Source organism: Synechococcus sp. OH20 (assembly GCF_047502685.1).
Taxonomy (GTDB): Bacteria; Cyanobacteriota; Cyanobacteriia; order Thermostichales; family Thermostichaceae; genus Thermostichus.
This window is the reverse complement of the sequence record NZ_JANSIQ010000016.1, coordinates 15,071-41,984: the sequence shown is the minus strand read 5'-3', so window position 1 is coordinate 41,984 and position 26,914 is coordinate 15,071. Positions and strand designations below refer to the sequence as shown.

The 26,914-nt window shown below is 60.3% G+C and carries 27 protein-coding genes and 2 pseudogenes; 17 read left to right on the top strand and 12 right to left on the bottom strand.

Annotated features, from left to right (window positions below; translation table 11 throughout):
• Positions 1 to 3: 3 nt before the first annotated feature.
• The 5 genes and pseudogenes from NW826_RS04180 to NW826_RS04160 all read left to right on the top strand — a co-directional run.
• Positions 4 to 459: pseudogene (locus tag NW826_RS04180) on the top strand (photosystem II biosynthesis protein); the annotation flags it as partial.
• A 66-nt stretch (positions 460 to 525) separates the two neighbouring features.
• Positions 526 to 1,719, top strand: a complete 1,194-nt coding sequence (larC, locus tag NW826_RS04175) for a nickel pincer cofactor biosynthesis protein LarC (protein WP_414509511.1) — start codon at positions 526 to 528, stop codon at positions 1,717 to 1,719.
• Positions 1,720 to 1,910: 191 nt separating this feature from the next.
• Positions 1,911 to 3,905 carry an ABC transporter ATP-binding protein/permease gene (locus NW826_RS04170; RefSeq protein WP_414509516.1) on the top strand — a complete coding sequence of 665 codons (1,995 nt, stop codon included), beginning with the start codon at positions 1,911 to 1,913 and terminating at the stop codon, positions 3,903 to 3,905.
• Positions 3,906 to 4,166: 261 nt separating this feature from the next.
• A complete protein-coding gene (locus NW826_RS04165) occupies positions 4,167 to 5,939 on the top strand; it encodes an NADPH-dependent assimilatory sulfite reductase hemoprotein subunit (RefSeq protein ID WP_414509510.1) in 1,773 nt (590 codons plus the stop codon).
• 138 nt (positions 5,940 to 6,077) lie between these two features.
• Positions 6,078 to 6,899 (top strand): tetratricopeptide repeat protein, encoded by an 822-nt coding sequence (locus NW826_RS04160; RefSeq protein WP_414509509.1) that lies wholly within the window; start codon positions 6,078 to 6,080, stop codon positions 6,897 to 6,899.
• A 189-nt stretch (positions 6,900 to 7,088) separates the two neighbouring features.
• On the opposite strand, the gene NW826_RS04155 is transcribed toward NW826_RS04160, so the two are convergent.
• On the bottom strand, positions 7,089 to 7,280 hold the full coding sequence (locus NW826_RS04155) for a hypothetical protein (RefSeq protein ID WP_414509508.1): 192 nt from the start codon (positions 7,278 to 7,280) through the stop codon (positions 7,089 to 7,091).
• 114 nt (positions 7,281 to 7,394) lie between these two features.
• Here NW826_RS04155 and NW826_RS04150 point away from each other — a divergent pair, with 114 nt between their 5' ends.
• Positions 7,395 to 8,576, top strand: a complete 1,182-nt coding sequence (locus tag NW826_RS04150; protein WP_414509507.1) for a glycosyltransferase family 2 protein — start codon at positions 7,395 to 7,397, stop codon at positions 8,574 to 8,576.
• Here NW826_RS04150 and NW826_RS04145 read toward each other — a convergent pair whose 3' ends face one another.
• Positions 8,577 to 9,530: a Uma2 family endonuclease gene (locus NW826_RS04145; protein WP_414509506.1), complete on the bottom strand. Its 954-nt coding sequence runs from the start codon at positions 9,528 to 9,530 to the stop codon at positions 8,577 to 8,579.
• Positions 9,531 to 9,590: 60 nt separating this feature from the next.
• On the opposite strand from NW826_RS04145, the gene NW826_RS04140 reads away from it, so the two are divergent.
• Together NW826_RS04140 and lgt are read left to right on the top strand one after the other, a co-directional pair.
• Positions 9,591 to 10,283: a response regulator transcription factor gene (locus tag NW826_RS04140; RefSeq protein ID WP_414333655.1), complete on the top strand. Its 693-nt coding sequence runs from the start codon at positions 9,591 to 9,593 to the stop codon at positions 10,281 to 10,283.
• A 228-nt stretch (positions 10,284 to 10,511) separates the two neighbouring features.
• A complete protein-coding gene (gene lgt, locus NW826_RS04135; RefSeq protein WP_414509505.1) occupies positions 10,512 to 11,636 on the top strand; it encodes a prolipoprotein diacylglyceryl transferase in 1,125 nt (374 codons plus the stop codon).
• Positions 11,637 to 11,713: 77 nt separating this feature from the next.
• On the opposite strand, the gene chrA is transcribed toward lgt, so the two are convergent.
• The 4 genes from chrA to ndhN all read right to left on the bottom strand — a co-directional run bounded on the left by chrA (position 11,714) and on the right by ndhN (position 16,653).
• Complete coding sequence (chrA, locus tag NW826_RS04130) at positions 11,714 to 12,976, bottom strand: chromate efflux transporter (protein ID WP_414509504.1); 1,263 nt, start codon at positions 12,974 to 12,976, stop codon at positions 11,714 to 11,716.
• A gap of 204 nt (positions 12,977 to 13,180) precedes the next feature.
• Positions 13,181 to 15,073 (bottom strand): R3H domain-containing nucleic acid-binding protein, encoded by a 1,893-nt coding sequence (locus tag NW826_RS04125; RefSeq protein WP_414509503.1) that lies wholly within the window; start codon positions 15,071 to 15,073, stop codon positions 13,181 to 13,183.
• Between the two features lie 15 nt (positions 15,074 to 15,088).
• Positions 15,089 to 16,117: an LdpA C-terminal domain-containing domain gene (locus NW826_RS04120; RefSeq protein ID WP_414333648.1), complete on the bottom strand. Its 1,029-nt coding sequence runs from the start codon at positions 16,115 to 16,117 to the stop codon at positions 15,089 to 15,091.
• A gap of 92 nt (positions 16,118 to 16,209) precedes the next feature.
• Positions 16,210 to 16,653: an NAD(P)H-quinone oxidoreductase subunit N gene (gene ndhN / locus NW826_RS04115; protein WP_414333646.1), complete on the bottom strand. Its 444-nt coding sequence runs from the start codon at positions 16,651 to 16,653 to the stop codon at positions 16,210 to 16,212.
• 431 nt (positions 16,654 to 17,084) lie between these two features.
• Between ndhN and msrB the strand changes: the two genes are divergently transcribed.
• The 3 genes from msrB (at position 17,085) to NW826_RS04100 (ending at position 18,665) form a co-directional block, all read left to right on the top strand.
• A complete protein-coding gene (gene msrB, locus NW826_RS04110; RefSeq protein WP_414333661.1) occupies positions 17,085 to 17,495 on the top strand; it encodes a peptide-methionine (R)-S-oxide reductase MsrB in 411 nt (136 codons plus the stop codon).
• A 49-nt stretch (positions 17,496 to 17,544) separates the two neighbouring features.
• Positions 17,545 to 18,348: an FTR1 family iron permease gene (locus NW826_RS04105; protein ID WP_414509502.1), complete on the top strand. Its 804-nt coding sequence runs from the start codon at positions 17,545 to 17,547 to the stop codon at positions 18,346 to 18,348.
• A 152-nt stretch (positions 18,349 to 18,500) separates the two neighbouring features.
• Positions 18,501 to 18,665: a hypothetical protein gene (locus NW826_RS04100; protein ID WP_414509515.1), complete on the top strand. Its 165-nt coding sequence runs from the start codon at positions 18,501 to 18,503 to the stop codon at positions 18,663 to 18,665.
• Positions 18,666 to 18,713: 48 nt separating this feature from the next.
• Here NW826_RS04100 and NW826_RS04095 read toward each other — a convergent pair whose 3' ends face one another.
• From NW826_RS04095 to NW826_RS04075, 5 genes are all read right to left on the bottom strand, one after another.
• Complete coding sequence (locus tag NW826_RS04095; RefSeq protein ID WP_414333643.1) at positions 18,714 to 18,926, bottom strand: CP12 domain-containing protein; 213 nt, start codon at positions 18,924 to 18,926, stop codon at positions 18,714 to 18,716.
• Between the two features lie 249 nt (positions 18,927 to 19,175).
• Entirely contained in the window at positions 19,176 to 19,856 is a 681-nt protein-coding gene (locus tag NW826_RS04090) for an energy-coupling factor ABC transporter ATP-binding protein (RefSeq protein ID WP_414333641.1), read from the bottom strand.
• Positions 19,857 to 19,891: 35 nt separating this feature from the next.
• Positions 19,892 to 20,161: a hypothetical protein gene (locus tag NW826_RS04085; protein WP_414333639.1), complete on the bottom strand. Its 270-nt coding sequence runs from the start codon at positions 20,159 to 20,161 to the stop codon at positions 19,892 to 19,894.
• 115 nt (positions 20,162 to 20,276) lie between these two features.
• The gene (locus NW826_RS04080) at positions 20,277 to 20,735 is read right to left on the bottom strand and encodes an MAPEG family protein (RefSeq protein WP_414337694.1); all 459 of its coding nucleotides are present in this window, start codon (positions 20,733 to 20,735) and stop codon (positions 20,277 to 20,279) included.
• Between the two features lie 119 nt (positions 20,736 to 20,854).
• Positions 20,855 to 21,283, bottom strand: a complete 429-nt coding sequence (locus NW826_RS04075) for an SHOCT domain-containing protein (protein WP_414509501.1) — start codon at positions 21,281 to 21,283, stop codon at positions 20,855 to 20,857.
• Positions 21,284 to 21,409: 126 nt separating this feature from the next.
• Here NW826_RS04075 and glmU point away from each other — a divergent pair.
• The 6 genes and pseudogenes from glmU to NW826_RS04045 all read left to right on the top strand — a co-directional run.
• Positions 21,410 to 22,759, top strand: a pseudogene (gene glmU / locus NW826_RS04070) (bifunctional UDP-N-acetylglucosamine diphosphorylase/glucosamine-1-phosphate N-acetyltransferase GlmU); the annotation flags it as partial.
• Entirely contained in the window at positions 22,742 to 23,275 is a 534-nt protein-coding gene (locus tag NW826_RS04065) for a PPC domain-containing DNA-binding protein (RefSeq protein WP_414333659.1), read from the top strand. The pseudogene glmU and the gene NW826_RS04065, both read left to right, overlap by 18 nt.
• A gap of 125 nt (positions 23,276 to 23,400) precedes the next feature.
• Positions 23,401 to 23,868: a pentapeptide repeat-containing protein gene (locus tag NW826_RS04060; protein WP_414333636.1), complete on the top strand. Its 468-nt coding sequence runs from the start codon at positions 23,401 to 23,403 to the stop codon at positions 23,866 to 23,868.
• Between the two features lie 22 nt (positions 23,869 to 23,890).
• A complete protein-coding gene (locus NW826_RS04055; RefSeq protein ID WP_414333634.1) occupies positions 23,891 to 24,166 on the top strand; it encodes a lipopolysaccharide assembly protein LapA domain-containing protein in 276 nt (91 codons plus the stop codon).
• Positions 24,167 to 24,330: 164 nt separating this feature from the next.
• Positions 24,331 to 25,590, top strand: a complete 1,260-nt coding sequence (locus NW826_RS04050) for a 4-hydroxy-3-methylbut-2-enyl diphosphate reductase (RefSeq protein WP_414333632.1) — start codon at positions 24,331 to 24,333, stop codon at positions 25,588 to 25,590.
• 49 nt (positions 25,591 to 25,639) lie between these two features.
• Complete coding sequence (locus NW826_RS04045) at positions 25,640 to 26,602, top strand: AEC family transporter (RefSeq protein WP_414509500.1); 963 nt, start codon at positions 25,640 to 25,642, stop codon at positions 26,600 to 26,602.
• Here the strand turns inward: NW826_RS04045 and NW826_RS04040 are convergent.
• A complete protein-coding gene (locus tag NW826_RS04040; protein ID WP_414333628.1) occupies positions 26,599 to 26,793 on the bottom strand; it encodes a hypothetical protein in 195 nt (64 codons plus the stop codon). The genes NW826_RS04045 and NW826_RS04040 overlap by 4 nt on opposite strands.
• Between the last annotated feature and the right edge of the window lie 121 nt (positions 26,794 to 26,914).

Here is a 26,914-nt window from a genome sequence, read left to right as displayed (position 1 = left end):
CGCTATCGGAGAGCTGTCTTTGTGGCCAAATCCAGCCGCCATTCCAAAGCCGTCCGCCGTCGCCCCAGTTCTACCTCTGCTGAGGTCGAGAAGAAGCCGCCTAAGCAGGAACCTGTTGCTGCGATCCCTCCTGAGGTCAGCCGGCGGATGGTGCGGCGGATCCTGGTGTTTTCCGGGATCCCCTCTGGGCTGGGCCTGAGCAGCTTTTTCATCAATTACTACCTCTTAACCAACCATGTGGTGGCTTTGCCCCCTTACTTCACCTTGGTGGAGTCGCTAACCTTGTTTGGCCTTGGCTTTTTGGGCATCAGCTACGGCGTGTTCTCGGCTTCCTGGGATCCCAACCCCGGATCCCTCTTGGGAATTGGAGAGTTTCGGCGCAATTTGGGCAACGTCATCCAACACTGGCGGGAATCTGCTGCCCAATCTTCTCAATCTTCAGACTCTGGGGAAGCCTAATTCCTCTCCCATCACCGGACCAGGCCAGTTGCTGCCTACAATAGCTGTCACCCCCAGTTCTCTGGCATGAGAATAGCTTACTTCGACTGTGCGGCGGGCATTGCCGGCGACATGTGTCTGGGGGCGCTGCTGGATTGTGGGGTGCCCTTGGAGTATCTCAAGCAGCAGCTCCAGGCGCTGGGCATCGAGGGGGAATACAGCCTGCAGGCGAAGCGGGTGCAGCGGTGTGGCCAGCCTGCCCTACAGGCGGTGGTAGAAGTGTTGGACGGATCCCCGCCCGCCCGCCCTTGGAAGGAAATCCAGGCTTTGATTGCCGGATCCCGGTTGGCTCCCGCGGTCAAGGCCCGCAGCCTCAAAGTTTTTGAGAAGCTGGCGCAAGCAGAGGCAAAAGTCCATCAGGTGCCCCTGGAAACAGTGCATTTCCACGAGGTAGGGGCCGTCGATGCCCTGGTGGATATCGTCGGCACCTGTATCGGCCTGGATTGGCTGCAGGTGGAGCGGGTGATCTCCTCTCCTCACCCCATTGGCGGCGGCTGGGTGAGCACCGAACACGGCCAACTAGCGGTGCCCGTGCCGGCGGTGATCGAGCTGTGGGAGATGGGGCGGGTGCCGGTGTTTAGCAACGGCGTGGAAGCCGAGCTGGTTACCCCCACCGGCGCAGCCTTGGCGGTGGCGCTGGCAGAAGCGTTTGGGCCCTGTCCACCGCTGCGGCTGGAAAAAGTGGGGCGCGGGGCCGGCAGCCGCGAGCTGCCCATTCCCAACGTGTTTCGTCTTTGGATTGGCCAGTCCCAGGGGGAAGAGCCAACCGAGATCGTCTCGGTGCTGCAAACTCAGATTGACGACCTCAACCCCCAAGTGATTGCCTATACCTGCGAGCAGTTGCTGGCCCTTGGCGCCTGGGACGTGTTTACCCAGCCCATCACCATGAAGCGGGGGCGACCAGGGGTGTTGTTGACGGTAATCTGCCCGCCGGATCGGGTGCCGGAGTGCCAGGAGCTCATCTTCCGGGAAACCACTACCCTGGGCATCCGCCACTCCCAGCAGCAGCGCACCGTCCTGGAGCGGCGGATCGAGCGGGTGGAAACCCCCTACGGCCTGGTGGACATCAAGGTGGCCCATCACCATGGCCGCCTTGTCAACGCCCAGCCGGAGTTCCGCGACTGTGTGGCCTGCGCCCAAGAGTTCCGCGTGCCGGTCCAGACGGTGTGGCTGGCGGCCCAAGCGGCGTGGCAAAAGCGGCTGCAAGGGGATCCCGACTGAAAACAGAAGCTTTGGGCAAAAGTAGGCTGCCGCGCAGGAGCTGGACATAAGCCCTACCAGCACTGGCTCAGCATGAGCAGCGGGGCTCTTCCTTAGAGGCGAAGGGATTTGCTCCTGGTGGACCGAGAAGGGATCCCTGGCCTGCTAGCCTGGAAGATGTCGATCCCACGCTCTTGACCACGACCACAAACATGGAATCCCAAGCCGCTCAATTTAATTTCGACCGCAAACTTTGGGACCGCTTTATCACGGTAGCTCAGCCCTACTTTTATCCGCGGGTGCGCTACGGGGGCTGGATTTTCTTTGGCTTGCTGGCAGCGGCCATGGTGTTTGTGGTTGCCTTGATGTTCTTTGTGGAGATTGGGGTGACCTTGGTTGGTCAGGCCCTGTTCCCAGAGTTTTTTACCAATGTAGCAGCCGGGCTGGTGGCGCAAACGGAGAGAAACTTGGCCTCGCCGCTGCTTTGGGTGGCCGCAGCCAGCTTGGCTCTGAGCAGCCTGGCCTTTGGGCTGGTGTGGCGCCAGATTCAGCGGCGCTGGCTGCAATGGCTGTTGTTGACCTTTTTGCTGTTTCTATCTTTAACGGTAAACCGATTAAACGTGATGATCAGCTTTATCTTTCGGTTTATCGACACCGCCCTACAACAAAAAGAAGAGAACACCTTCTGGCAGTTTTTAATCATCTACGGGGTGTTGATCATCTCGGCCATTCCCATTTTGGTGATCTATCGGTATACACGGCTGAAGCTGGGGCTGTTTTGGCGGGAATGGCTGACCGACCACTTTCTGGATCGCTACTTCGAGCAGCGGTCCTACTACGAGCTGGATTCCAACGCCGCCAACACCGAAATCGACAACCCCGACCAGCGCATCTCCGAAGACGTTCGCTCCTTTACCGGCACTACCCTTTCTTTTTTGCTGGATATTCTCGACTCGATCCTCACCCTCTACGCCTTTACCGGCATCCTCTACAGCATCTCCCGCCCCTTGGCGGTGGGATTGGTTATCTATGCTACCATTGGCACCGCCATTGCCATTGTGGCTGGACGCAAGCTAATTAAAATTAACTTCGATCAACTGCGCTACGAGGCCGATTTTCGCTACAGCCTAGTCCACGTGCGGGACAACGCTGAGTCCATCGCCTTTTACCAGGGAGAAGACCTAGAGCTGAGGCAGATCTTGAATCGCTTTGCCGCTGCCCTGCGCAACTTTGACTTGTTAATCATTTGGCAGGCTATTATTGACATTTTTCAGTATGCCTATAACTACTTCACGCGCATTGTGCCCTACGTAATTGTGGCCCCTCTTTACTTTAGCGGCGTACGGGATTTTGGCACCATTACCCAAGCCACCATTGCCTTTAGCCAGGTGCTGAGTGCCCTTTCAATTGTGGCCAACCAGATCCAAAGCATCTCCAGCTTTGCCGCCGGGATCAACCGTCTAGGGTCCTTTTACGAAACGTTGGAGAATCCGGCCCTGCGCCACACCCGCGACCGGGAGAGCACCATCCAAACTCGCATCGCTCCCCAACTGGCGCTGCAGCAGGTTACTTTGCTAACACCAAACTCGGAACGAACCCTGGTGCGGGATCTGTCTCTGAGTTTAGAGGCAGGCCAACGGCTGCTCATTGTGGGGGCCAGCGGCAGCGGCAAGAGCTCCCTGCTGCGGGCCATTGCCGGCCTGTGGAACAACGGCCAGGGATCCATCGCCCGCCCCGACACCACCGAGATGCTCTTCCTGCCGCAAAAGCCCTACATGCTACTGGGATCCCTACGGGATCAACTCCTCTATCCAGGTCGTCGCCGGGATCTCAGCGATGCAGATCTCATCCGGGTTTTGGCCCAGGTGAACCTAGCCGATTTGCCGGAGCGGGTGGGCGGCTTTGACGTGGAGAAAGATTGGGCTAGCACCCTCTCTTTGGGGGAACAGCAGCGCCTGGCCTTTGCCCGCATTTTGATTACTCAGCCCCGCTACGCCATTTTGGACGAGGCCACCAGCGCTCTAGATGTAGCCAACGAAAAGCTGCTCTACCTGCAACTGCAACACCTCAACACCACCTACGTCAGCGTCGGCCACCGCCCCACTCTCCTGGCCTACCACGACCTTGTCTTGGAGCTACAGGGCAACTCTGCCTGGAAACTCTGGTCGGCAGCAGAATACGGCGCCCGCTTGGCCCTGGCCGGCTAGAGCGCTGCCTTAGCTCTCAATCTGCCCTGGTACCCCTCACCCCCGGCCCCTCTCCCTGAGTGACGACCCAAGCGCTCCGCGCCGCTAGCGCGAACACCCCCGGCCCCTCTCTCAGACAGAGTGACGACCCTCACCCCCGTCCCCTCTCCCAGAGGGAGAGGGGGGTAGGCTGTTCCACCTCAAACCCACAGAACTAGACGTGGCCCAGGGGAGATGCTACCCTGTTTTACAGGTATTCCGACCGGATTACTGGAGAATCAGATGAGCTCCCTTGTCGGCTCTGAGGCCAAGCGCTCCAAGGTGGAGCAGATCAAGGCAGATAGCCATTTCCTGCGGGATCCCTTGCGGCAGGAGCTGGCCCAAGACACTACCCACTTTAGCGAAGCGGCGGTGCAGGTGCTCAAGTTTCATGGCGCCTACCAGCAGGACGACCGGGATCTGCGGCAGCAGCGGAAGCAGGAGGGGTTGGAGCGGGCCTACGAGATGATGTTGCGCACCCGTATTCCGGGGGGGCATGTGCCGCCGCAGCTCTACTTGACCCTGGATCGGCTGGCCGATGAGTACGGCAACGGCACCCTGCGGGCTACCACCCGGCAGACCTTTCAACTCCACGGGATCCTGAAGAAAAATCTCAAGGCCACGGTGGCCAGCATCGTCCGGCAGATGGGATCCACCCTGGCCGCCTGTGGCGATGTCAACCGCAACGTCATGGCACCGGTCGCCCCCTACAAAAACCGGCCTGCCTACCGCTATGCCCAGGAATACGCCCGCAAGCTGGCGGATCTCCTGGCTCCAAAGACTTCTGCCTACTACGAGCTGTGGGTGGATGGGGAGGCGGTTCCCATCCCGCCGGTGGATCCGGAAGTCCGGGAAGCCGAGCAGTTTGTGGGCAACGGCGTGAGGCTGGAGGGGCCGGAACCTCTCTATGGCCCGGTCTATCTGCCCCGCAAGTTTAAGACGGCCATCGCCGTAGCCGGGGAGAACACCGTCGATGTGTACTCCCAAGACCTGGGTTTGATCGTCCTCACCGACCGCAAGGGCAACCTCAAGGGCTTCAACATCGTGGTGGGCGGCGGCATGGGGCGCACCCACGGCAAGGCGGAGACCCAACCCCTTTTGGCCCAGAAGCTCTGCTTTGCCGCGCCGGAAGCGGTGTACCGGGTTTGCCAGGCGATTTTGGCGGTGCAGCGGGATCACGGCAACCGCTACGACCGCAAGCAGGCACGGCTGAAGTATCTGGTGCGCGACTGGGGGATCCGCAAGTTTCGCCGCGCTGTTGAGGAGTATGTTGGGGAAAAATTGCCCCGTTTTCGTCCCTTGCCCAAGTGTATCCCCAACAGCGACGACTACCTGGGCTGGCACGATCAAGGGGATGGCCGTTGGTTTTTGGGCCTCTCGATTGAAAATGGCCGCATCCAAGATACGCCGGAGCGGCAGTTGAAAACGGCCCTGCGCAAGATTGTAGAGGAATTTTCTCTACACCTGCGGCTGACTCCCACGCAGGACGTGATCTTCGTCGACATCGAGGAGGGCCAGCGAGAAGCCATTAACCAGATCCTCAAGTCCCACGGGGTGCTTTCCAAAGAGGAGATCCCGGAGCTGGTGCGGCTCTCCATGGCCTGTCCGGCGCTTCCCACCTGCGGCTTGGCCATCACCGAGTCAGAGCGAGCTTTGCCCACCCTGATTCGCCAGTTGGATCAGGTGTTGCAGGAGCTGGGGCTGCAGGATTCGCCCTTTTTGGTGCGCATGACCGGCTGCCCCAATGGCTGTGCCCGGCCTTACTTGGCAGAGCTCGGCTTGGTGGGATCCGCCCCCGACCACTACCAAATCTGGCTGGGGGCCAGCCCGCAAGGGGATCGCCTGGCCCAGCCATTTCAGGATCGGGTGCACATCAGCCAGATCGTGCCGCTGATGAGAGTTCTTCTGCAGCTCTACAAACGGGAACGTCACCCCCAAGAGCGCTTCGGCGACTATTGCCACCGGGTGGGGATCCCCTACCTGCAGGCCCAGGTGCAGCAGCTCCAGCAGGTTTAAAGATAAAGGGGCTGCCGGCGAGGTTCTAGCACCCCCCCTTTGTTAGGGCAAATTTTGTGCCGCTGGCCTGGCCAGTAGGCTGCTGTGCTTTCAAGGGGGCCGATGATAGAGTACAGAGAGATTGGTGCGAGCCCCTTCATGCCTCAGTCCAAACCTGACAAATCGCCCCTCCGCAAATTCCTGGAAGCCCTGATGCTGGTGTTTGGCGCAGTCATGTTCCTGGGCTTCTCCTTTGGCCCGATACTGCAGGCACTGGGGCCTTCTGACTCGGCAGACACCGCCAATTTGGTTACCGAGCAACTGCGGGCCCAGGCGGACGGCTACCGGGCCGTGCTGGAACGGGAGCCGGATAACTCCATTGCCCTGCGGGGGTTAATTGACACGCAACTGCAGCTCAACGAGCCGCAAGGGGCCATTGAGCCGCTGAAGAAGCTGGTGGAACTGGAGCCGGAAAATCGGCAACTGCGAGCTTTTTTGGCTCAAATTCAGCGGGAGACAGGAGATCTGGAAGGAGCGCTGGAGCAGCTTCAAGCTCTCTACAAAAAGGATCCCAAAGATGGCCAAGTTCTGCAGGAGCTGGCCGATGTTCAACTAGTTCTGGGCCGCACTTCTGAAGCCATTGACCTGCTGGAGAACTATCTGAAGGAAGTACCGGAAGATAACGATGTCCGCCTGCGCTTAGCTTTTATCTACGCCCGCAACAACCAGACGGGAAAAGCGGTGGCCCTTTATGATGAGATGATTGCAGCGGATCCCAGCGATTTTGCCCCGGTATTGGGCAAGGCAATAGCCCTCAGCTCTGCTGCCGATGCCGACCTACGGGCACAAGCCCCTGATCTGTTTGAGCAAGCGGCCCGCCTGGCCCCGCCCAAGGTGCGGGAGGAAATCCGGCAACAGGCGCAGCTCTACGCCCAAAGAAACCAGCCCCAGGCTGTTGAGAACCAGGAGACTAGCCCCTAGGGGGTTTTGATTTGAGGATGCGGTAAGCTCTCCCCTTCAGGACTCGGAGACATCCTTGAGGGCGGCTTCCACTGACGGATGGATCTCAAAAAGAGAATCCAGATGGGTAACCTTGAGAACCAGCTTGGCTTGTTCTCCTAAGCCGCAGAGCTTGAGATGACAGCCAGCGGCAGAACAGAGGCGTCTTGCCTACACCAAAGCCGACACCCCCCTGCTGTTGATCAGCGTAACCTGGCTTAGATCCAGTAAGAGGTGTTTGGGTTTCTCGGCAAGAATTTGGCCCAGCTCTTTCCGCACCAAAGCGGGATCCAGCTTTTCTGCCAGAAGCCTGACCAGGGTGACAAGGGATCCCTTGAGGCCGAGCTGGGTGGAAACATCCACAAAGGGCTGAGAAAGTCAAGGTCGGGAGCCACATTGATTCTGAACCAAAGTCGCCGGGTTGGGTTCCGCCGGGCAACTTTTGTTTGATTTGTTTGAGGTGGGAAGGTAGCTCCAATGGATACGCACGGGATCCCGATGGGGGATGCGGCTGCCCTGATTTTGCTGGCCCTGCAGCTGCCAATGGTGGCGGTGTTGCTGGCGCGGCTGCTGCCGTCTTTGCGGCGCCCTTCCCCTCTGCCCCCTGGCCAAGCGGGGATCCCCTTCCCGCCGGGCCTGGTCAGCGTCCTACTGCCCACCCTCAACGAAGCCAAGCGCCTGGATCCCTGCCTGGAAGGGCTGCACCGCCAGGGAGCGGTTGTGCGCGAGGTGCTGGTGGTGGATAGCCGCTCCCAGGATGGCACCCGCGAGAAAGTGCTGCAGATGGCCGAGCGGGATCCCCGCTTTCGCCTCTTGACCGACGATCCCCTGCCCAGTGGCTGGGTAGGTCGTCCCTGGGCGTTGCACTACGGATTTCTCCAGTCGGATCCCGCCTCTGAGTGGATCCTGGGTATTGATGCCGATACCCGCCCCCAGCCGGGCCTGGTAGAGCGCTTGCTGGAAACTGCCCAGGCCAACCAGCTGGATCTCATCACCCTGGCGCCGCAGTTTATCTTGGAGCACTGGGGAGAAGCTTGGCTGCAGCCGGCTCTTTTGACAACCCTGATCTACCGCTATGGGGCGGCAGGGGACACGGCTGCTCTGCCGGAGCGGACGATGGCCAATGGGCAGTGCATGTTGGTGCGCCGCTCGGTGCTGGCAGCCATGAACGGCTACACGCTGGCGCGGGCTTCCTTTTGCGACGACGTCACCCTGGTGCGGCAGATCGCGGCAGCCGGCTTTAAGGTAGCTTTCTGCGATGGTCGGCACCTGCTCAAGGTGCGCATGTACACTTCTTTTGGCGAAACTTGGCGGGAGTGGGGCCGATCCCTGGATTTGAAAGACGCCACTCCCAGAGCTCAGCTGTGGGGGGATATCGCCCTGCTGGCGCTCACCCAAGGGATCCCAGTCTTGGCGGTTGGGGGGCTGGGGATCAAGGCCGGGATGGGGTTGCCCTTTTCCCTAACAGAGCAGGTTCTGTTGGGGCTAAACCTAGGCCTACTCGCCCTGCGCTTGGGCGTGCTGGCGGGCATTCGCGGCTCCTACCAGGATCCCCCCTGGACGTTCTGGTCTTCGCCGCTGGCGGATCCCTTGGCTGTCCTGCGGGTGATCTTGTCAGCCCTCAGTCGCCCCCGCTCTTGGCGCGGGCGCACCTACTAGCTAGTTTGTTGCCTCAGGATCGACGCCCAACTCCCGCAGTTTTGCGGCTAGGCGCTGCTGCTCCTGACGGGCTTGGGCGAGGGCTGCCTCTGCCGCTTCGGCCCGCTGTCGCTCCTGCTCTACTTGTTCAATTCCCCACAGAAGCAAATTCCCGTCGGCAGTCCACCACCGCAACCAGTTGGCTTTGGTTTCCGCTTTTTGTCCGCGCCACACCCCCAAGAACAAGCCGATCTCCGGGATCCAATAGCGACCGTTTTCCTCAGCCGAGGCAGGGGCATAGCGACCGTCTTCCAGGCGATAGACATCCAGCTCGCCGGTTTTGGGATGAAAAATGACGTAAACAGGCACCTGCAAAATGCGCTCGTAGAAATACCATTTCCCGTAGGGGTAGTGGGGGTTAATCGAGTATTCGCCACCCTCGGTTTCGGAGATAAATTCCATCACAATGGCCGGGGGATCCCCCTCCAAGTGGGGGGTATAGCTGCGGCGAATCTCTCCTTCGGGCAGCGGCTGCACCCTGGGCACGTACAGCCAGTCGGGGGCTTTCACCACCACTTTGTCCCCGACAGTGCTGCACAGGCCAAAGTTGGAAGCGATCAAAGCCTCGGCGGGGATAAGCTGAGCCAGTTCCAAAGCCTCGCGCAGGGCAGCAGCCAAAAGGGGCTGTAAGGTGCTTTCCACAGGCTCATCCGGCAGCGGAAAGTCTTGCGGCAGTTTTTCCCATCGGATGGGGGGGAGAGAAGGGGTAAGGCGAACAGGAGAGAGGGCCATAGCCTGGAGTACCCCTAGAGGCAGGATGTGCAGATACCTCTTGGGATAACCCAAAGGGATCCCTGCTATCAACCTTCCCCTCTTCTGGGGTGCCGGGAAACGCTTCCGGATCCCTGGGGTGGACACAGCTCCCAGGATGACGTAGGGATCGTAGGTCAAGATACCCCGGCTGCCAGTTTCCACGGCTAGGGTATGCTGGTGGGCAGTGAGCAAGTTTCCCGCCTCTTCTTTTGAGGAGAGAATATGCCAGAACCGGAATCCTCCTCAGCCCACATTCTGGTGATCGAAGATGAGGCCAAACTGGCCCGTTTCCTGGAAACTGAGCTGACCTATGAGGGGTATCGGGTCAGTGTGGTCGGCGATGGCACGGCAGGGTTGGCGGCAGCCCGCGACCAGAACCCCGACTTGGTGCTGCTGGACTGGCTGTTGCCTGGGATCTCGGGGTTGGAAGTTTGTCGGCAACTGCGCTTGATGGGCAGCCGCGTGCCCGTGGTACTGATGACCGCCGGTGATGAGGTGGCAGATCGGGTGGCAGGGCTGGATGCCGGCGCGGATGATTACGTAGTGAAACCCTTTAGCCTTCAGGAGTTGCTGGCGCGGATACGGATCTATTTGCAGCACCCCAAGGGATCCCGTGACGGTCGGTTGGTGTTTATGGATTTGACGCTGGATCCAGTGACGCGGCAGGCGAGCCGGGGAGGGCGGCAGGTGGAGCTGACGGCCAAGGAATACGACCTGCTGCGCTACTTGATGGAACACCCCCGCCAGGTGCTCAGCCGCCAACAGATTTTGGAGCATGTGTGGGGCTATGACTTTACGGGCGATTCCAACATCATCGAGGTCTATATCCGCTACTTGCGTCTCAAGATCGAAGGCCCAGGAGAGAAGCGCCTCATCCAGACGGTGCGCGGGGTAGGCTACGTGTTGCGGGACTAGAAGCGCGACTGAGGCCGACATCCCCCAGAAGAATGGCCTGGGCAGCCTGAGGGGGATCGCTGCTGTGGCAAGATCGGGAAGAATGGATCCCTATCGAGGTGCGGGAACGGCTGCTCAAAACTGGAGCAAAGAACCCGGAGAGGATTTCGTCCTGCTGGCAGGTGAGGTTGATGGAAGCCGACTGCTGGAACTGAATTGGGGGATTTTGGGGTGCAGAGGGTGTTGTCGATGAATCCATGGAGTGCAGGTCTGCTGGGCCTTACCTTCAGCTCACCGGGAGAGTTTGTCTTCCGTTTTCCCCCCGAAACCCCTCTGGTAGGTGGGCTGGGGCTGCGCTGGTACGGCCTGCTGATGGCTATTGCCGTGTTGGTCGGCCTGCTCCTGACCAAAGCCCTGGCAGAGGCTCGCCATTTGGAGAAAGAGCCCGGCAAGGCCAGCGAACGGGTCGAGATCCTAGCCCTGTGGCTGGTGGTGTCCGGGTTTCTGGGCGCCCGCCTCTACTACGTCCTCACCCACTGGTCGGAGTTCAGGGACGATCCCCTCTCGGCCTTCGCCATCTGGCGGGGAGGCATCATCATTCACGGTGGCGTGCTGGCCGGCGCGCTTGCTCTTTACCTCTATTGCCGCGCCACCGGGATCAACGGCTGGAAGTACGCCGATGTGCTCACGCCAGGGTTAATTTTGGGCCAAGCCATCGGGCGCTGGGGCAATTTTTTTAACTCCGAGGCCTACGGGGCCCCCATTCTCCCCGACAGCAGATGGCCCTTGCGGGTGTACATCCCGCCCCAAGCCCGCGAGCCGCAATACAGCCAGTTTGAGTTTTTTCACCCCATCTTTTTCTACGAAAGCGTCCTCAACCTGGTTCTGTTTGCCCTCTTGATGGGGATGTTCTGGCGCTTTCCCAAACTCAAAGATGGCACCTGGGTTTGGACCTATGTCGTCGGCTACAGCTTAATTCGCATCCCCTATGAAATCTTGCGCGTCTCGGCGGTGGCCTATCTGCCGGGAACCTCCATCAAGGCTGCCTATGTAGCCAGCGCTGTAGGCCTAGTGCTTGGGATTGGCATGCTGATCTACATGTACCGGCTGCGCTTCGACCCCGATTTGGAGCAATTGGCCGCTTGGCTGGCCGAACGAGCAGGGCTGGAGCTGGAAACAGCCGCAGATCTTGTGCAGCGGGCTTGGGCCATCCAGCAAAAGCACCGCCGCGCCGACTTGCTGGATCGCGTTACTCTGGCCATGCCCCACTTTCCAAGCACCCTTGCCCCCCATCTCTCGCTGGGCCAACGGGAGCTGTTGATACGGCAACTGTTCTGCCGTCTGGAAGGCCGGGGGCTTCCCCAGGCAAGTTAGCGCTGTCAATCCCAGCAAGCGCGAGTTAGGCTCTCTTCATAATAGAGAGGGGATCCAGGAATCCAAAGCAAAAGCACCTACAGGCTGCGGGCCAGCAAGCCCAACCCCGCTCCAGCCATCACCAACAGCCACGTGGGCTGCCGGAAGCGCAGCAGGGCGATCAAGGCCGCCCCACCGATCCCCAAGGCCATCAACGAGGCTGCTGTTGTTTCTTGTAGCAGCGCCTTTTGGGCCAGAGGCACTGTGGCTGCGGCAACCGCCCCCAGCGCGGTTGGGGTGATGGCTTGCAGGGATCCCTTCACCCAAGCGTTGCGCCGTATGCGCAGCAACAGCGGTGCTGCCAGCAAAATAAAGGCAAAAGAAGGGGCAAAGATCGCCACCGTCGCCGTCAGCGCCCCCAACACCCCCGCCACCTTGTAGCCGATGAAAGCTGCCGTCAGCACCACCGGGCCGGGGGTAAACTGCCCAATGGCCACCCCATCCAAAAACTCCGCTGGCGTCAACCAGCCCAACTGATCCACCACTTCGTCGGCGATGAAGGGAATGATCACCAACCCTCCCCCGAAGATGGCACTGCCCACCTTGAAAAAAAACAGCGTCAAAGGCCAGAAGTAAGTGCCAATGCGCTCCAGCCCCCAAAAGCTGCTCACGGCTAGGGTTTCTGGCGGAACCGCGGCCCCCACCGTCTGGGCCAACATCAACACCGGCCCCGGCAGCAGAGCTGGGATCCCTGGCAAAGGGCTCCTTGGCCCGTAGAGCACCAACCCCACCAGCGCCGCCAGCCCAAACAACACCAGGATGTTCACCCCTCTTAGCAGCAGAGCAAAAGCCGCCACCGCGATCAGCCCCCGGCTCCAGTCTTGCACCGCCTTGCGGCCCAGCTTCCAGCAAAAGGCCAAGACAATGGCGATTACCACCGGGGCCACCCCAAAAAATAGCCCCTCTAGCTGTGGCACCCCCCGAAAGCGAAAATAAAGCCAAGAAAAAATCACCTCGATCACAAAAGCCGGCGCGATGAAGCAAAAGCCCGCCAGCACCGCCCCCAACCAGCCTGCCCGCACATAGCCAACATAGATCCCCATCTGGGTAGAAGCCGGCCCCGGCAACAGTTCACACAGGCCCACCCCTTCGGCAAATTGCTCCTGGCTCATCCAGCCCCGCCGGATCACCGCCTCATCGTGTTGCATGGCAATGTGAGCTTGTGGGCCGCCAAACCCCAGGGATCCCAGCCGCAAGAACACCGCAGCAATTTCCTTTAGTCGCGTCGAAAGAGGGGGCAAGGGATCGGGCAGACCACTTGCCACCCCAGGAGACTGGCTGGGAGAGGACTGAGGAGACATCGCCAAGGCTTGGCACCCGCTTATCCTGGCATCCAATGGTTGGTTACGTCGATCCCTAACTCCCCTCTCCCTGAGGGAGAGGGGCCGGGGGTGTTCGCGCTAGCGGCGCGGAGCGCTTGGGTCGTCACTCAGGGAGAGGGGCCGGGGGTGTTCGCGCTAGCGGCGCGGAGCGCTTGGGCTAGCCGGCTAAGTTGTCGAGTTGCTCTAGTTGGGATAAATGCGCAAGCGGCGGTTGGGCTCTTCCCCAAAGCTTTGGGCCCGCAGGTGATAATGTTCCACCAACTGGTGTTGGAGCTTGCGGATCAGAGGCGAACGGGGCAAAAGTTCCACCGGCTGAGACTTGGGAATGACGATCTGCTCCACTGCCAGGCGGGCCTCTTCCAGAGCTTCCGTTTCGTCGCCCGAGCTGGCGCGAATGAACAGCTCCAGGTCGGAATCAGATCCGTCTTCGCTTTCGATGTTGAGGATGTGGCGCAGGGCGCGGGCCAGGGCGATCAAAGTATTGGCCTTAACAGTATGAATCGGGATCTGGCGGGAGTGGGCCAGTTGCTGGATCTTGGAGCGGCTGCGCACCTGGGATCGCAAAGCCAAGACAATATCTGCCCCATCCAGGTCTTTGGTGACCTCCGCCGGCAGTTTCAAAGTCTGGATCACCTGCTCCAGATGGAAGCGGCTCACTCCGTAGGGGTAGATCATCAGCGGCTCATCCGGATCCCACTGCCGCTCTGCTGGAGCCAGAGCGGATCCCTCCCAGTCCAAATCTTCTTCCTCTTCGGCTGCTCCGGATTCAGCCACGACCTGAACCGCAGGATGGGATCCCGCCGGCGTCGGCGGGACAGCGTCCTCCCGCTTGTCCAAGAGCAGGCTTGGCTCTCCTCGCTGTCGCGAACAACCTTCGAGCGGTTCTGATCGCGTTAGCGGGACGGAGTCCTTGGGCAGGGCTTCCATCCGTCCAGAGCGCCGCCATCCACCTCGCTCCCGTGCTGCACCTGCAGGGGGCCATTGGGGGCCGGCTAGAGCCGGGCGCTCGATCACCACCTGGCCGTGTTCGTCCAGGCTGCGCGTTTGGGTCAGGGGCTCGCGGTTGCGCAGGAGGCGATCCACGGTGGCGGCCACATCTTCATGGATGACCCAGCGGGATCGCTCCAGCATTTCGACGGCAATCTCAAACGTGGGTGGGGCTTTGCGCTCCAAGACACTCTTTTGAGAGCCCCGTCGCCGTGCCTCCTCATCTCCCAAGGTGACGGATTGGATCCCGCCTACCAAGTCCGAGAGGGTGGGATTTTTGATCAGGTTGTCGATGCGGTTGCCGTGGGCGGTGGCCACCAGTTGTACCCCCCGTTCGGCGATGGTGCGAGAGGCCAAGGCTTCCAATTCGGTGCCGATCTCGTCGATGACCACCACCTCGGGCATGTGGTTTTCCACAGCCTCGATCATCACCTTGTGCTGCAGCTCTGGGCTGGCCACCTGCATCCGTCTGGCTCGGCCAATACCCGGGTGGGGCACGTCGCCATCGCCGGCGATCTCATTGGAGGTGTCGATAATAACCACTCGTTTGCCCAGCTCATCCGCCAGCACGCGGGCAATTTCCCGCAAAGCCGTGGTTTTACCCACCCCCGGTCGGCCCAGCAACAGCATGGAGCGACCCTGCTCCACCAAGTCGCGGATCATGCTGATGACGCCGATAACGCAGCGACCCACCCGACAGGTGAGACCGATGATCGTGCCTTGGCGGTTGCGAATGGCACTGATGCGATGCAGGGTAGAGGCGATGCCCGCCCGGTTGTCACCGCTGAACTCTCCAACCTGACTGATCACTTGATCCAAGTCGGCTCGGGTGATCACCTCTTCTGAGAGGTAATCGGCAAAGCCAAGGAAGCGGGCTTCGGGGCGGCGACCCAAATCCATCACCACTTCTACCAATCGATCCAGGTGGGGATGCTGCTCTAGGCGCTCGCGAATCGGAGCCGGCAGGATATCCAGAAGTTTGCTCAAGTCGTCGCTGTATTGAACCTGGCCGGGAAAGCCAGTGTGTTCGCGTAAGCGGTGCGGATCCGCCAACGGATTTGGGGTTGAGGGCTGTGCGGGAAAACTCATGGCTGAGCAAGGTCACTAAACGCAGGAAAAACAGGTTTGTTTGCAAGCAATGGATCGCCGCTTCACTTGCTGCACCAACTGCTTGGCCAACGGGATCCCCGCCGCCAATCCAGGATTGCATCCTGGCTCCGCTGGGCTCGGCCCTTCCAGATGGGCCGCTACCAACTGTCGTGCGTAGCTGCCAAAGGCCACCCCCGCCACCGGCCAATCGGGATCCAACAGCGACACCGTTTGGGCATTGGTTCCGCCCGCCAGTTGCACATAGCCGGGCAAACCCATGGCCAGCACCTTTTGGGCCAACTTCAGGGTGGCTTTGCCGGTGCCAGCGCCAATATCGCCACTCATGGGCCGGCCATCCACCTGCCAGATCAACACCTCCGGCAAGGGATCCATCAGGGCCAGCAGATCCCTCAAGTAGGCCTCCAGGCCCGGGCCATCGTTAAAGCTAATCGAGATTGCCTGGAGGTGAGGTAGCCAGGGCTTCAGGGATCCCCACAGTTGCTCGAATGACCTCTGACGACCGATGCAGGTGTGGATCTCCACTGCCTGAATGCCCAACTCGAGCAAAGGCGGCAACACCTCTGCCAAAGCAACTTGGTAGCCGCAGGTGGCAATGCGCCGGTGGGGGCAAACCGGCTCACAGCGCCCACAGCCATAGCACAGCTCTGCCTGAATGTGGACTTGGGCAGGAAGGGCTGCCGGTGTCAAAGCATGGGGAGGACAGACGGCCAGACACGGCTGGGGGCAGTCGGCAGGACAGACCGGAGCCGTCAGCACCGCCTTACGGAAGTGCACATCTTCCCCGTCATTGACACTGACCATCACCCAAGGGGAGCGCGCCCGGGGATCTTCGGCTTGGGCCCATTGGATCCCTTGTTGAGCAGCCCGCACAATGGCGGGATCGGCAGCGACGTCAATGCAATCTGCCCCAGCCAGCGTGTAGAGAAAAGCCAGCTCGCGAACCGAGGGCAAGTGGTGAAAACTTGCGCCACAGATCAGCTTAAACCAAGTACCCTGTTGCAGCGAGGCGGTTGGCAAGGTCACAGGTGAGAGAAGCCGCTAGCAGGATGGTTCTGAGCTGCAGGCCATCTATCTGAGATGGTAGCAGAGAATTTTCCAGGATCCTGAGAAGATGCTCAGGCGCTTTGCAGAGGTTGCCAGCGAATGGAGCGCTCTCGGCCCAGCTCCACGACAAATTTGACCCCCTTGTCTTCCCGGCTCAGCTTCACCAGGTAAGAGAGTTCCTGTTGGCTGAGCACATGCCCCTCGTAAAACCAAAACACCAATCCTTTCGCCTTCGCGGGCAAGGTGGCTCGATACTGCTCGATCAACGCCGGGAAAAAATAGGTGCGCCGCTCCGATTTGCCCAGCGTGGCAGGCCGTACCCCATGACTGCACGTCAAATAGCTCGCCAGATCTCCGATTCCTTTGCTGGAGAGCGTGACCACCTCATACCCGGCTCCGCGCAGCCGCCGCAGGTAATGCCCTTCGGATCCCCCTTCTGGGGTCACAAAGATGGCCAGAGCCCCAGATTGCTCCAGTTGCTGCACAAACCGTGCGCCTGAGCCGACCAGCAGCATAGGAAGAACTCCATTACTCGTCTAGAGTTGGACAAGCAGCTTGCTCGAGCTTAATTGTAACGGGATTACGCCTCAGGCTGAGGATAAAAGCTGCCGATAGAACCCATAGATGGATACCTGCTCAGCTTTCGGGAAGAGGGGAAAAGGACTGGACACTCCCCCGGTTGGAAACCGGAGGCTTTACGCGGCTGTTCGTAAAATTGAAGAAGAGTTAAGATAAAGACAATCTGCTGGCAATCCTCCAACAACAGCCAGCGGACAAAAGCGGACGGATCCCCCTCAGCCAAGTAGAGAACGGGTTGGCGATGGCTCCTTCCGCTGTTTAGACGGTGAGGATGGATGAACCTCTCATGCGACGACGCAAGCTATTGACTTTGACCGTGGCTGGGTTCATCCCAGGATCCCTTAGCTTGGTAGGAGAGCAACGAGCAATGGCTCAACAGACCTATCCCGTCACCAAAACCGATGCCGAATGGCGGCAACTGCTCACCGAAGAGCAGTACTATGTGCTGCGCCAGGAGGGCACGGAGCCTCCTTTCCGCAATGCCTACTACGACAACAAGGCCGCAGGCATTTACGTCTGTGCCGGCTGTGGGCAGGAGCTGTTTTCCTCGGCAGCCAAGTACGACAGTGGCACCGGTTGGCCCAGCTTTTGGGAGCCGATTGCTCCCCATGTGATCGGTACCAAGACGGATTGGAAGTTGTTCGTGCCCCGCACAGAAGTGCACTGCTCTAACTGCGGTGGGCATCTGGGGCACGTGTTTCGGGATGGCCCCCCGCCCACGGGTTTGCGCTACTGCATGAACTCTGCTGCCCTCAAGTTCATTCCGGCCACCACCTAGAAACCCTCTTGGCTCCGGACAGAATTGAGCCGCCTGTCTGGGTGAACTGATGTCCGATTACACCTTCCTGGATGCCGCTTCGATTTTGCTGCGGGAGGGCCTGGAGGCTCTCCTGGTGTTGGTGGCGCTGCTGGCGCTTTTGGGCAAGAGCGGGCAGTCGGCTCAGCAGCGCTGGGTGTGGCTGGGAGGATCCGCAGGCTTGCTGGCAGCGGTGATGCTGGGTCTGCTGGTGAAGCTGTTTTTCCAGCAGTTGCTCACCCACACGCGGCAAGAGGTGCTGGAGGGGATCACTGGGCTGGTGGCGGCAGGCTTGTTGTTTTCGGTCAGCCTTTGGTTGCACCGCCGGGCTGCAGTGGCTTCTTGGCAAACCTTTGTGCAAGAACAAGCGCAGGCGGCACTGGCCACCGGCCAGGTTTTTTCTTTGGCTTCCCTGGCGTTTATGGCGGTGTTTCGCGAGGGGGCGGAAACGGTGTTGTTTTATGTGGGGTTGGCCCCCGCCCTGCCGGCAAAAGAATTTTGGCTGGGGATCGGACTGGGATCCCTGATGTTGGTGGGGGTGGCGATCCTGCTGCTGCAGGTGGGGCTGAGATTGCCGCTGCGAGCTTTTTTCCGGGGCCTCAGTCTGCTGGTTTTCTATTTGGGCTTTAAGTTTTTGGGTAGTGGCCTGCACGCTTTGCAGGTGGCGGACTGGCTGCCGGTCACCCCTCTCATCGGGATCCCAAAGTTGCGCTGGCTGGGCCTGTATCCTACTTGGCAGACGCTGATCCCGCAACTGGTGCTGCTGGGAACGGCCTTTGTCTTGTGGATGAGGCAATGGCTGCGAGCTGATTCTGCTCAAAACCTTTCTCCGTGAGAAACTTCTGCAAAGCTGGATGCGACAGAGACCTACAGCCCGCTGGCGCGAGCGGGGGGTGTGTCAACCAATAGCCGTGCAGCCAGACAGAACGGCGGCGGTCGAATAGTTGGGCGTTCTACCTGTTGAGGCAGTTTGTGCAGTACAAGGCAATGAGGCCAGAGGTCAAGGTTGTGGTGGTGCCGCCTGCCTATCGCTCACAGACCTGCCACCAGTGTTTGTGGCTTGGCCAACGGGAAGGAAAGGGTTTTTGCTTGTGTCAACCCGGCCTGTGGCTGGGAAAGGGATGCAGATTTTACCACTCGCGTTATTGCTAAGCCCCCGACTAAAGTCGGGGGAAGTTTACTCTGCGGGTTTACCTGAAATCAGGTGTCGTAAACCCGGCACTCAACGGCATCTGGGTTTTCGGCGCAGTGCTGCTCCAGGCTGCTGGGAGTTTTGGGCTGGTGGCTGCGGGCTGCCAGCACCTCCTCAACGGCATCCCAAGCGGCACGGCAGTGGGGATCCCCTTCGCCGTACTCAGAGCAGACGTTGCGAGCATTTTCCAGTTCTTTGGCGATGACTTCAGACAGTCCCATGGTCTCAAGGCTCCTTTAGACTAGATGGGGCCGATGGCCCGCTGGATAGCCGATTGACGCAGGTCAGCAGGGATCGGATGTGGCTGAGGATCAACTGGTGGGAACCAGCCAATCCAAGTGGGGAATGAGTCCAGGATAATGACCCTGTGTCAATCGAATTGAACACGTGCATACATTACCTATTCTAGACAGGGGCGCCGGCGAGGTGCAGCCACCCTTTTGCGATCTCTTTGGGATCGCAGGGATCCCTTAGGCGTCAAACAGTTGCCCGATTTGTTGCCGCACCTGCTCTGGGGATCCCTGATAGCGCACCCGTCCTTCGGAGAGGAAAATTACTCCGTCCGCCCACTCCAGTTCCGCCAGCCGATGGGTGACCCAGAGGGCGGTGATGCCCTCTTGATCCACCAGTTGACGGATGCAGCGCAGCAACTCCGCCTGGCTGTCGGGATCCAACAGAGCGGTCGGCTCGTCCAAAAGCAGCACTTCGCTGCGTCGGGCCAAGGCCCCCGCCACTGCCACCCGTTGCTTCTGTCCGCCGCTGAGGCCGTGGATGGGCCGGCGGATCAGGTGCTTGAGTCCCACCTGTTCCAAGGCTGTTTCCACCCGCCGGTGAATTTCCGCCCAAGCCAGAGCCTCTGCCCCCAAGCCAAAGGCCACATCGGCCCCCACTGTGGGCATGAACAGTTGGTGATCCGGGTTTTGAAACACATAGCCCAGCCGACCACAAATTTCCAGGTGACCTGAAAGAGGCTGGGGATGGGTCAGGGATCCGGACAACAGTTGTAACAGGGTGGACTTGCCGCTGCCATTGGGCCCCAACAGCATCCACAACTGGCCCTTGGGAATGGCAAAACTGCACCCCTGCAAGACCGGCGGACGTTCCGGCCAGGCAAAGGTCAAGCTCTCCACCCGAATGGCCACCTCAGACATGGGGATCCCTGGCGGTAGAGAGAAAAGAGCCGTCCTCAGCCTTGCAACTGGGCCAAAAAACCGGGACGGGCTCCCATGGGGCTGGCGCCACCCGACTTAGAGGTCATTTGCACACCACACAGCTCGCCGGTGAGCAGGAACACCTTTTTGCCGGTGCGGTCGCAGGTCAGCTCCAAGCTCTGAGGGGAGCCGTTCTGCAAAGCATTGACTATGCTTTGGTAGGCCCGGTTGGCCGCTTCCTCCTCTTTTTGGTGGACAACGATGGGGGCAGGGTTCCCTTTCAGAAGCAATTCCAGAGTATACATGGCTGACCGTTGCGTAGTGGGCCGTGGATAGGGGACGCCATCCTTTTCCAGTATTGCAGGTTGAGCCAGGGTACCGGCAGGATCAAAAAATGACGGGGGAACTTCCCTCGCCAGCTTAGGCCAAGCTCCCGCCGAGAAAAGGCAGCAGGCTGATCAGCAACAGGCCCAAGGTGGCCAGGGATCCGGCCAAAAAGGAGAGGGATCGCCCGATGGGGATGTCAGCGATGTAGAAGAAGTTGTAGAGCAGCCGTGCCAGCAGAAACACCCCACACAGCACAGCTACCCCTTCGTCGCCGCTGAGGCCAAAAGACCAGGGATCCGGGTGAGGGCCGGTGATGTAGGCGATCAACGCCGCTGAGGCAAACATCCCAAAAGTCTCAAACCCGTTGGCATGGGCCCAGGTGGCCCGCTGGCCGTAGGGGGGTAGCCTATCGAACATAGCCCGAGGCGCATGCAGGTCGTAGCCGACGCGGGCCCGCGCATAGCCCACCACCCCCATGGGCAAGTAGACCAAGAGCATGGCTGCCGCGATGGAGAAGAGGGGAACGGCTGCGAGAGGAAGACTTGGCAACATACAGACAGGCAGAAAAGTGGAAAAAGCCCGACTTGGGTAGGGGCTACTGCTGAGAAAAATAACACCCAGACGATTATCCTATCGGACTTGCGGCCTGAGCAGAAGCTGGAATGCTCGACCTAGGAGATCCTGCGGATTTGTCGGCGGCGCTCCTCATATTCAGCGCGGGTGATCAAGCCTTGCTGCAACTGACTTTGCAACTGCTGCTCGGGATCCCGGACTTCCCGATCTTGCGCACTGGTCCAGTCCAGCTCGATGAGATCCCGGTTGAAGCGAAAATCGAAGTCCTCATTGGTCATGGTGAGCAACCACAGCCCTTCCAGCAAACAAAGGGCGCGTACCCCGTAGCTGAGGATCTGCAGCGGGATGGAAGGAACGAACACCATCAACCCCAGCACCAAATAGCCCCAGCCCCAGCGTCGGTGGCCCATGTAAAAACGCTGCAGCCCTGGGATCAGCACCCCCAGCATCGCCAGCCAGCCGGCTGCCTCGCGAACCAAGCGCTGACGTTTTTGAAGAGGGGTATTGGAGCCTTCGCTCTCGGCCATACTCTGCCCTACCTACGCCTGGCCCCAGGCTAGCTCAAGTTTACGCAGCTCTGCAGAGGGGGAGGCAAGCTACAGTTGAGCAGGATTCTGCCGCATATACTTTATGGGGGCAGATCTGGGGGGAACATGGCGGAGCGGGAGCTGGCGGTGGCAATCTTGGCAGCGGGCAAGGGCACCCGCATGCGGTCGCAATTGCCCAAGGTGCTGCACAAGCTGGGATCCCTGTCTTTGATCGAGCGGCTGCTGCGCACGGTGCTGTCTCTGAAGCCCCAGCGCTGTCTGGTGATCGTGGGGTATGGGCAGGAGCAGGTGCGACAGACCCTGCGGGAGTACCCGGTCGAATTTGTGGAGCAGGCCCAGCAACTGGGCACCGGACACGCGGTGCAGCAGCTTCTACCCGTCCTGGACGATTTTCAGGGGGATCTGCTGTTGGTCAACGGGGATGTGCCTCTGTTGCGGGTGGAAACCCTGCAGGCGCTGGTGGAACGCCACCGCCAAGTCCAGCCGGATGTGACCTTGCTCTCGGCTCAGGTGGTGGATCCCTATGGCTATGGGCGGGTGTTTTGCGATGCTCAACAGCGGATCCTGGAGTTGGTGGAAGAGCGGGACTGCACCCCGGCCCAACGGCAAAATCGCCGCATCAACAGCGGCGTCTACTGTTTCCATTGGCCGGCCCTGGCCCGGGTGCTGCCGAGTTTGGAGCGGAACAACGCCCAGCAGGAGTACTACTTAACCGATGCCGTCAAGCGGGTGAGCAAAGCCATCGCCCTGGATGTTGCCGACCCGCAAGAAATTGTGGGCATCAACGACCGCCGCCAACTGGCCCAGGCCCACCAGATTTTGCAGGATCGCCTCAAGGAAGCTTGGATGGAAGCCGGGGTCACCTTTGTGGATCCCGAGAGCAGCAGCCTGGAAGAGACGGTGGAATTGGCCCCCGATGTGGTGATCGAAGCCCAAACCCACCTGCGCGGGAGGTGCCGCATCGGGCCGCGCACCCGCCTGGGGCCGGGCAGTTGGATCGAGTCCAGCACCATCGGCTCCGATTGCCACATTCTCTACTCGGTGGTCAGCCACAGCCAGATTGGGGATCGCGTCTGGGTAGGCCCCTACGCCCATGTGCGTCCCCACAGCCAGATTGGCGACGGCTGCCGCATCGGCAACTTTGTGGAAGTTAAAAACACCCAGATTGGCTCCCACACCAACGCCGCCCACCTGGCCTACCTGGGTGACGCCAAGCTGGGATCCCAGGTCAACATCGGCGCCGGCACGATCATCGCCAACTACGACGGCCAGCAGAAGCACTTCACAGAAATCGGCGATCGCAGCAAGACCGGCGCCAACTCGGTGCTGGTGGCCCCCCTCAAGGTGGGATCCGATGTCACCATTGCCGCCGGCTCCACCATTCCTGCCCGCTACCCTGTGCCTGACGACTGCCTGGTGATTGCCCGTGCCTACCCGGTGGTCAAGCCCGGCTGGCGACCGGGGAGCGCTGCTGCTGAGCGCCAACAGCCTCTACCCACGGGATCCCTCAAGATCTACCCCCTACGCCTGCTGCCCGGCCAAGACCTCAAGCAGGAGCTGGAGCGCTTTGCCCGCCAACAACCTTTGCAGGCAGCCTTTGTCCTCAGCGCCGTCGGCAGCCTCAGCCAAGCCACCTTGCGCCTGGCTGACCAAACAGAGGATCACCTCTTGTCGGAATGCCTGGAGATCCTGTCCCTGAGCGGATCCCTGTGCCCGGACGGCGTCCATCTCCATCTGGCTGTTGCCGATGCCCAAGGCCGAACTTGGGGAGGGCACCTGCGCCCCGGCTGCCTCATCTACACCACCGCCGAGATTGTCCTTGCCGACAGCCTGGAGTACCGCTTCTCCCGTCAGCCGGATCCGGCCACCGGCTACTTGGAGCTGCACATCCAAAAGGTGGCAGAAGCAACCCCGCCCTCTCCCCAGAGGGCAGATGAGACAACGGCGGGGATCCCTTCTTGCCCGCCGTGAACCGCGAGCGGCTGTAGATAGACGGTATAATGGCCAACATCTAGCATTGAGTCATCAGCACCTCGTTTGGCAATCAAGGGTTGCTGAATAAACTCGGCGATTGGGGGTACCCGGCCATGCCCCGAATGACCACTGCAGATGAGCTGCTGGCAAACTATGCCGCCGGCGAGCGCAACTTTCAAGAATCCAACCTGGTGGGCGTGGATCTGGTACGCGCCACCCTGCAGGGGGTGAATCTGAGAGGGGCCAACCTCTCCTTTGGCAAGCTGAGCGGGGTTAACTTGCAGGAGGCGGATCTGCGTGGAGCCGATCTCAGCTCCGCCAACCTGATGGGGGCCAACCTGCGCGGTGCCAACCTTTGGGAAGCCAACCTCATTGGCGCCGATCTCAGCTTTGCCGATTTGCGGGAAGCCAACTTGCACGGGGCCTACCTGTGGGAAGCCAAGTTAACCCGTGCCCAACTGCAGGGATCCGACCTGAGCGGGGCAAAAATAGGCGGAGCGGTGCTGACCGGTGCCGACCTAAGCGGCGCCATCCTGCCCGATGGCACAGTGCGGCCCTGGCCTGCTCCGTCGGCCAGCAAGGCAGAATAGAACTGTTGCGACGGGATCCCTCATGTTGCTGCTGTTCCACTTGGTCTTGACGGTGCTGCTGGCTTTGGGAGTGGCAGTCCTGGCCGGACAAAACCCCACTCCCCTGACCGTCCATTTTTTAATGTGGCGCTCGGTGGAGCTGCCGCTGGGATTGCTCATCGCCGCGGCCATCGGCCTGGGGCTGTTGACGGCGGGGCTGGGCTCTCTTCTTTGGCCGGGGCGCAGTTTTTCTCTGACTGCCCGCCAGCTCCAGGAACGGCTGCAGCAACTGGAAAGGCAGGATCAGCCGCCTGCCTAGAGCGCCATCTTTCGGGAGTTGCCCTGGCCTTTGGGGTTTGAGTCCGGGATCCTGTCCGATTTGGGTAGGTTATCCGGCTGCCGGGTTGGCGCACGCCTTTAAGATAGGGCGTAAGCTGAGAAAGGATCCTTATGGCACCAGCGGCGCAAGCACGAGTAACCACCATGCCTCATTCTCAAGCTTCTTCTCCGAACACCTTCCCCGAAGATCCCCGCGCCCTGCGCAAGGCTCTGCGCAGCTCCAGCACCTACTTTGCCAAGGGGTTTGAGGAGCACAAAGACCAGGCCCAACGGGAGCTGCAAACCACCTACAAAAGCCCTCTGGTGGAGCAGATCCGCGCCCAATCTTACCGCTATCAACAGGGGGATATCACCATCCATCTGGCCAAGGCGTTTGGCTTCTGCTGGGGGGTGGAACGGGCGGTGGAATATGCCTACGAGGCGCGGCGCCGCTTTCCGGATCGCCAGATCTGGATCACCAACGAGATCATCCACAACCCTCTGGTCAACCGCCACCTGCAGGAGATGGGGATCCGCTTTGTGGAAAAAGGCCCCGACGGCAACAAGGACTTTTCCCAGATCCGGCCCGAGGACGTGGTGATCTGGCCTGCCTTTGGGGCCAGCGTATCGGAGATGGCGTTTTTCCGGTCGCAGGGCAATGAGATCGTCGATACCACCTGCCCCTGGGTGTCCCGCGTCTGGAACCAGGTGGACAAGCACCGCGCCGCCCAATTCACCTCTGTCATCCACGGCAAGTACAACCACGAAGAAACCGTGGCCACCAGCTCCTTTGCCCAAAAATATCTGGTGGTGCTGAACCTGGAAGAAGCGCAATGGGTCGCCCGCTACATTTTGCAAGGCGGAGATGCGGCAGAATTTCGGCGGCGCTTCGGCAAGGCCACCTCTCCCGGCTTCGATCCGGATCGGGATCTGGAGCGGATCGGCATCGCCAACCAAACCACGATGCTGGAAGGGGAAACGCGCGCCATTGCCAAGCTGTTTGAGACCACCATGCTGCGCAAATATGGCCCCCAGGAGCTGGACAACCACTTCATGAGCTTCAACACCATCTGCAACGCCACCCAAGAACGGCAGGACGCCATGTTCGAGCTGCTGGAGCGGCCCTTGGACGTGGTGGTGGTAATCGGCGGGTTTAACTCCTCCAACACTACCCACCTGCAGGAAATTGCTCTGGCCAAGGGCTTGCCCTCTTTTCATATCGATGGCCCCGACTGCATCCAACCCCCCAACCGCATCCGCCACAAGCCCCTCCACCAAGACCCAATTGTTACCGAGGGTTGGTTACCCGATGGGCCGGTGCAGATCGGCATCACGTCTGGCGCCTCTACCCCAGACCGGGTTGTGGAAGCGGTGATTCTGCGCATCTTTGCCCTACGTGAAGAACCCCAGCGGATCCCTAGCTAACTGTGTGATGACGGGATCCCTTTCCTCTTCCCCCTAGAGCCACTTTGGCGTGCTCACCACCCTTTTTCAGGTTTATCTCCCCCTGCTGGGCTGGACGCTGCTGGGGTTTGTCCTCCAGAAAAGGCTGCCCACCGGCTGGAAGCGTTGGCTGGATCCCCACGTTCTGGGCCGGTTCATGTTCTGGGTGGGGGTGCCCCTGGGCACAATTGGATTTATCCAGAAGGCGGATCTCTCCGGCCAGATCTGGGTGGCCCCTTTGGTCTGCTGGCTGGCAACCGGGCTGGGGTTTGCCCTGGCCAACGCCTGGCTAAGATGGCAACACCATGCCTGGCAGGGAAAGAACGAGCGGGATCCCTGGCTTTGGAGCAGAGCACGGCGAGGAAGTTTTTATCTGGCGGCCACCTTGGGGAATAGCGGCTATTTGGGTTACCCCATCTGTCTGGCGGTGGCCGGGAGCGCCTACTTCGGCTGGGCTTTGTTCTACGATTTGTTGGGTACGCTCTTTACGGCCTATGGGCTGGGGGTGTGGGTGGCCAGCCGCCACAGTCCCTCTCGCCCTCGTCCCCGGCAAACAGCGATCCGACTGCTGAGCAGCCCCACCCTTTGGGCCTTCTTTGTCGGCTTGGCCCTGGCTCGCCAACCCCTGCCGGAGTGGCTCTCTCAAGGCTTGGTTGCCTTTGCCTGGAGCACGATTCCCCTGAGTCTGATCATCTTGGGAATGCGGCTGGCTCAAGTGAAGCGCTGGGGATCCTTTTTCCCTGCCGCAGTGGCCCTCTCGATCAAAATCCTGCTCGTGCCTCTTTTGGTAGGGATCGGCCTCGCCTTTACCCCTTATCCATCCTTGGCCAAGCTGGTGCTGACCCTGCAGGCGGGCATGCCCCCCGCTATCGCCACCCTGGTGCTTACGGAAGAATACAATCTGGATCGGGAGCTCACCGTAGCCGCCTTGGCCGTGGGCTACTTGGCGGCTCTGTTCACCTTGCCCCTTTGGCTGTGGTTATGGGGATTCTAGTAGGCCAAGTGAGAGAGGGTCTGCTCCAGGTAGCGATGCACCAGACGATCCAGCTCCGCCTCCTGGCTGGGCAGCTCCCGCCCCTGCAGCCATCCTCGAAACCCTGAGCTTTCCACAATGGCCTGCCGCAACGGCTTCCAGACGGCTTGCTCGCGCAGGGCTGCATCGGGTCTGAGAGTAGAACTGGTCATGAGAGGAAAGAGAAGAGGGTGAACAGGAGTGATTCACCTTCAGAATAGCTTGGATCCCGGTTGGCTTTGGCTACCTAGGATACAAATCTCCCCTCTCCCAGAGGGAGAGGGGCCGGGGGTG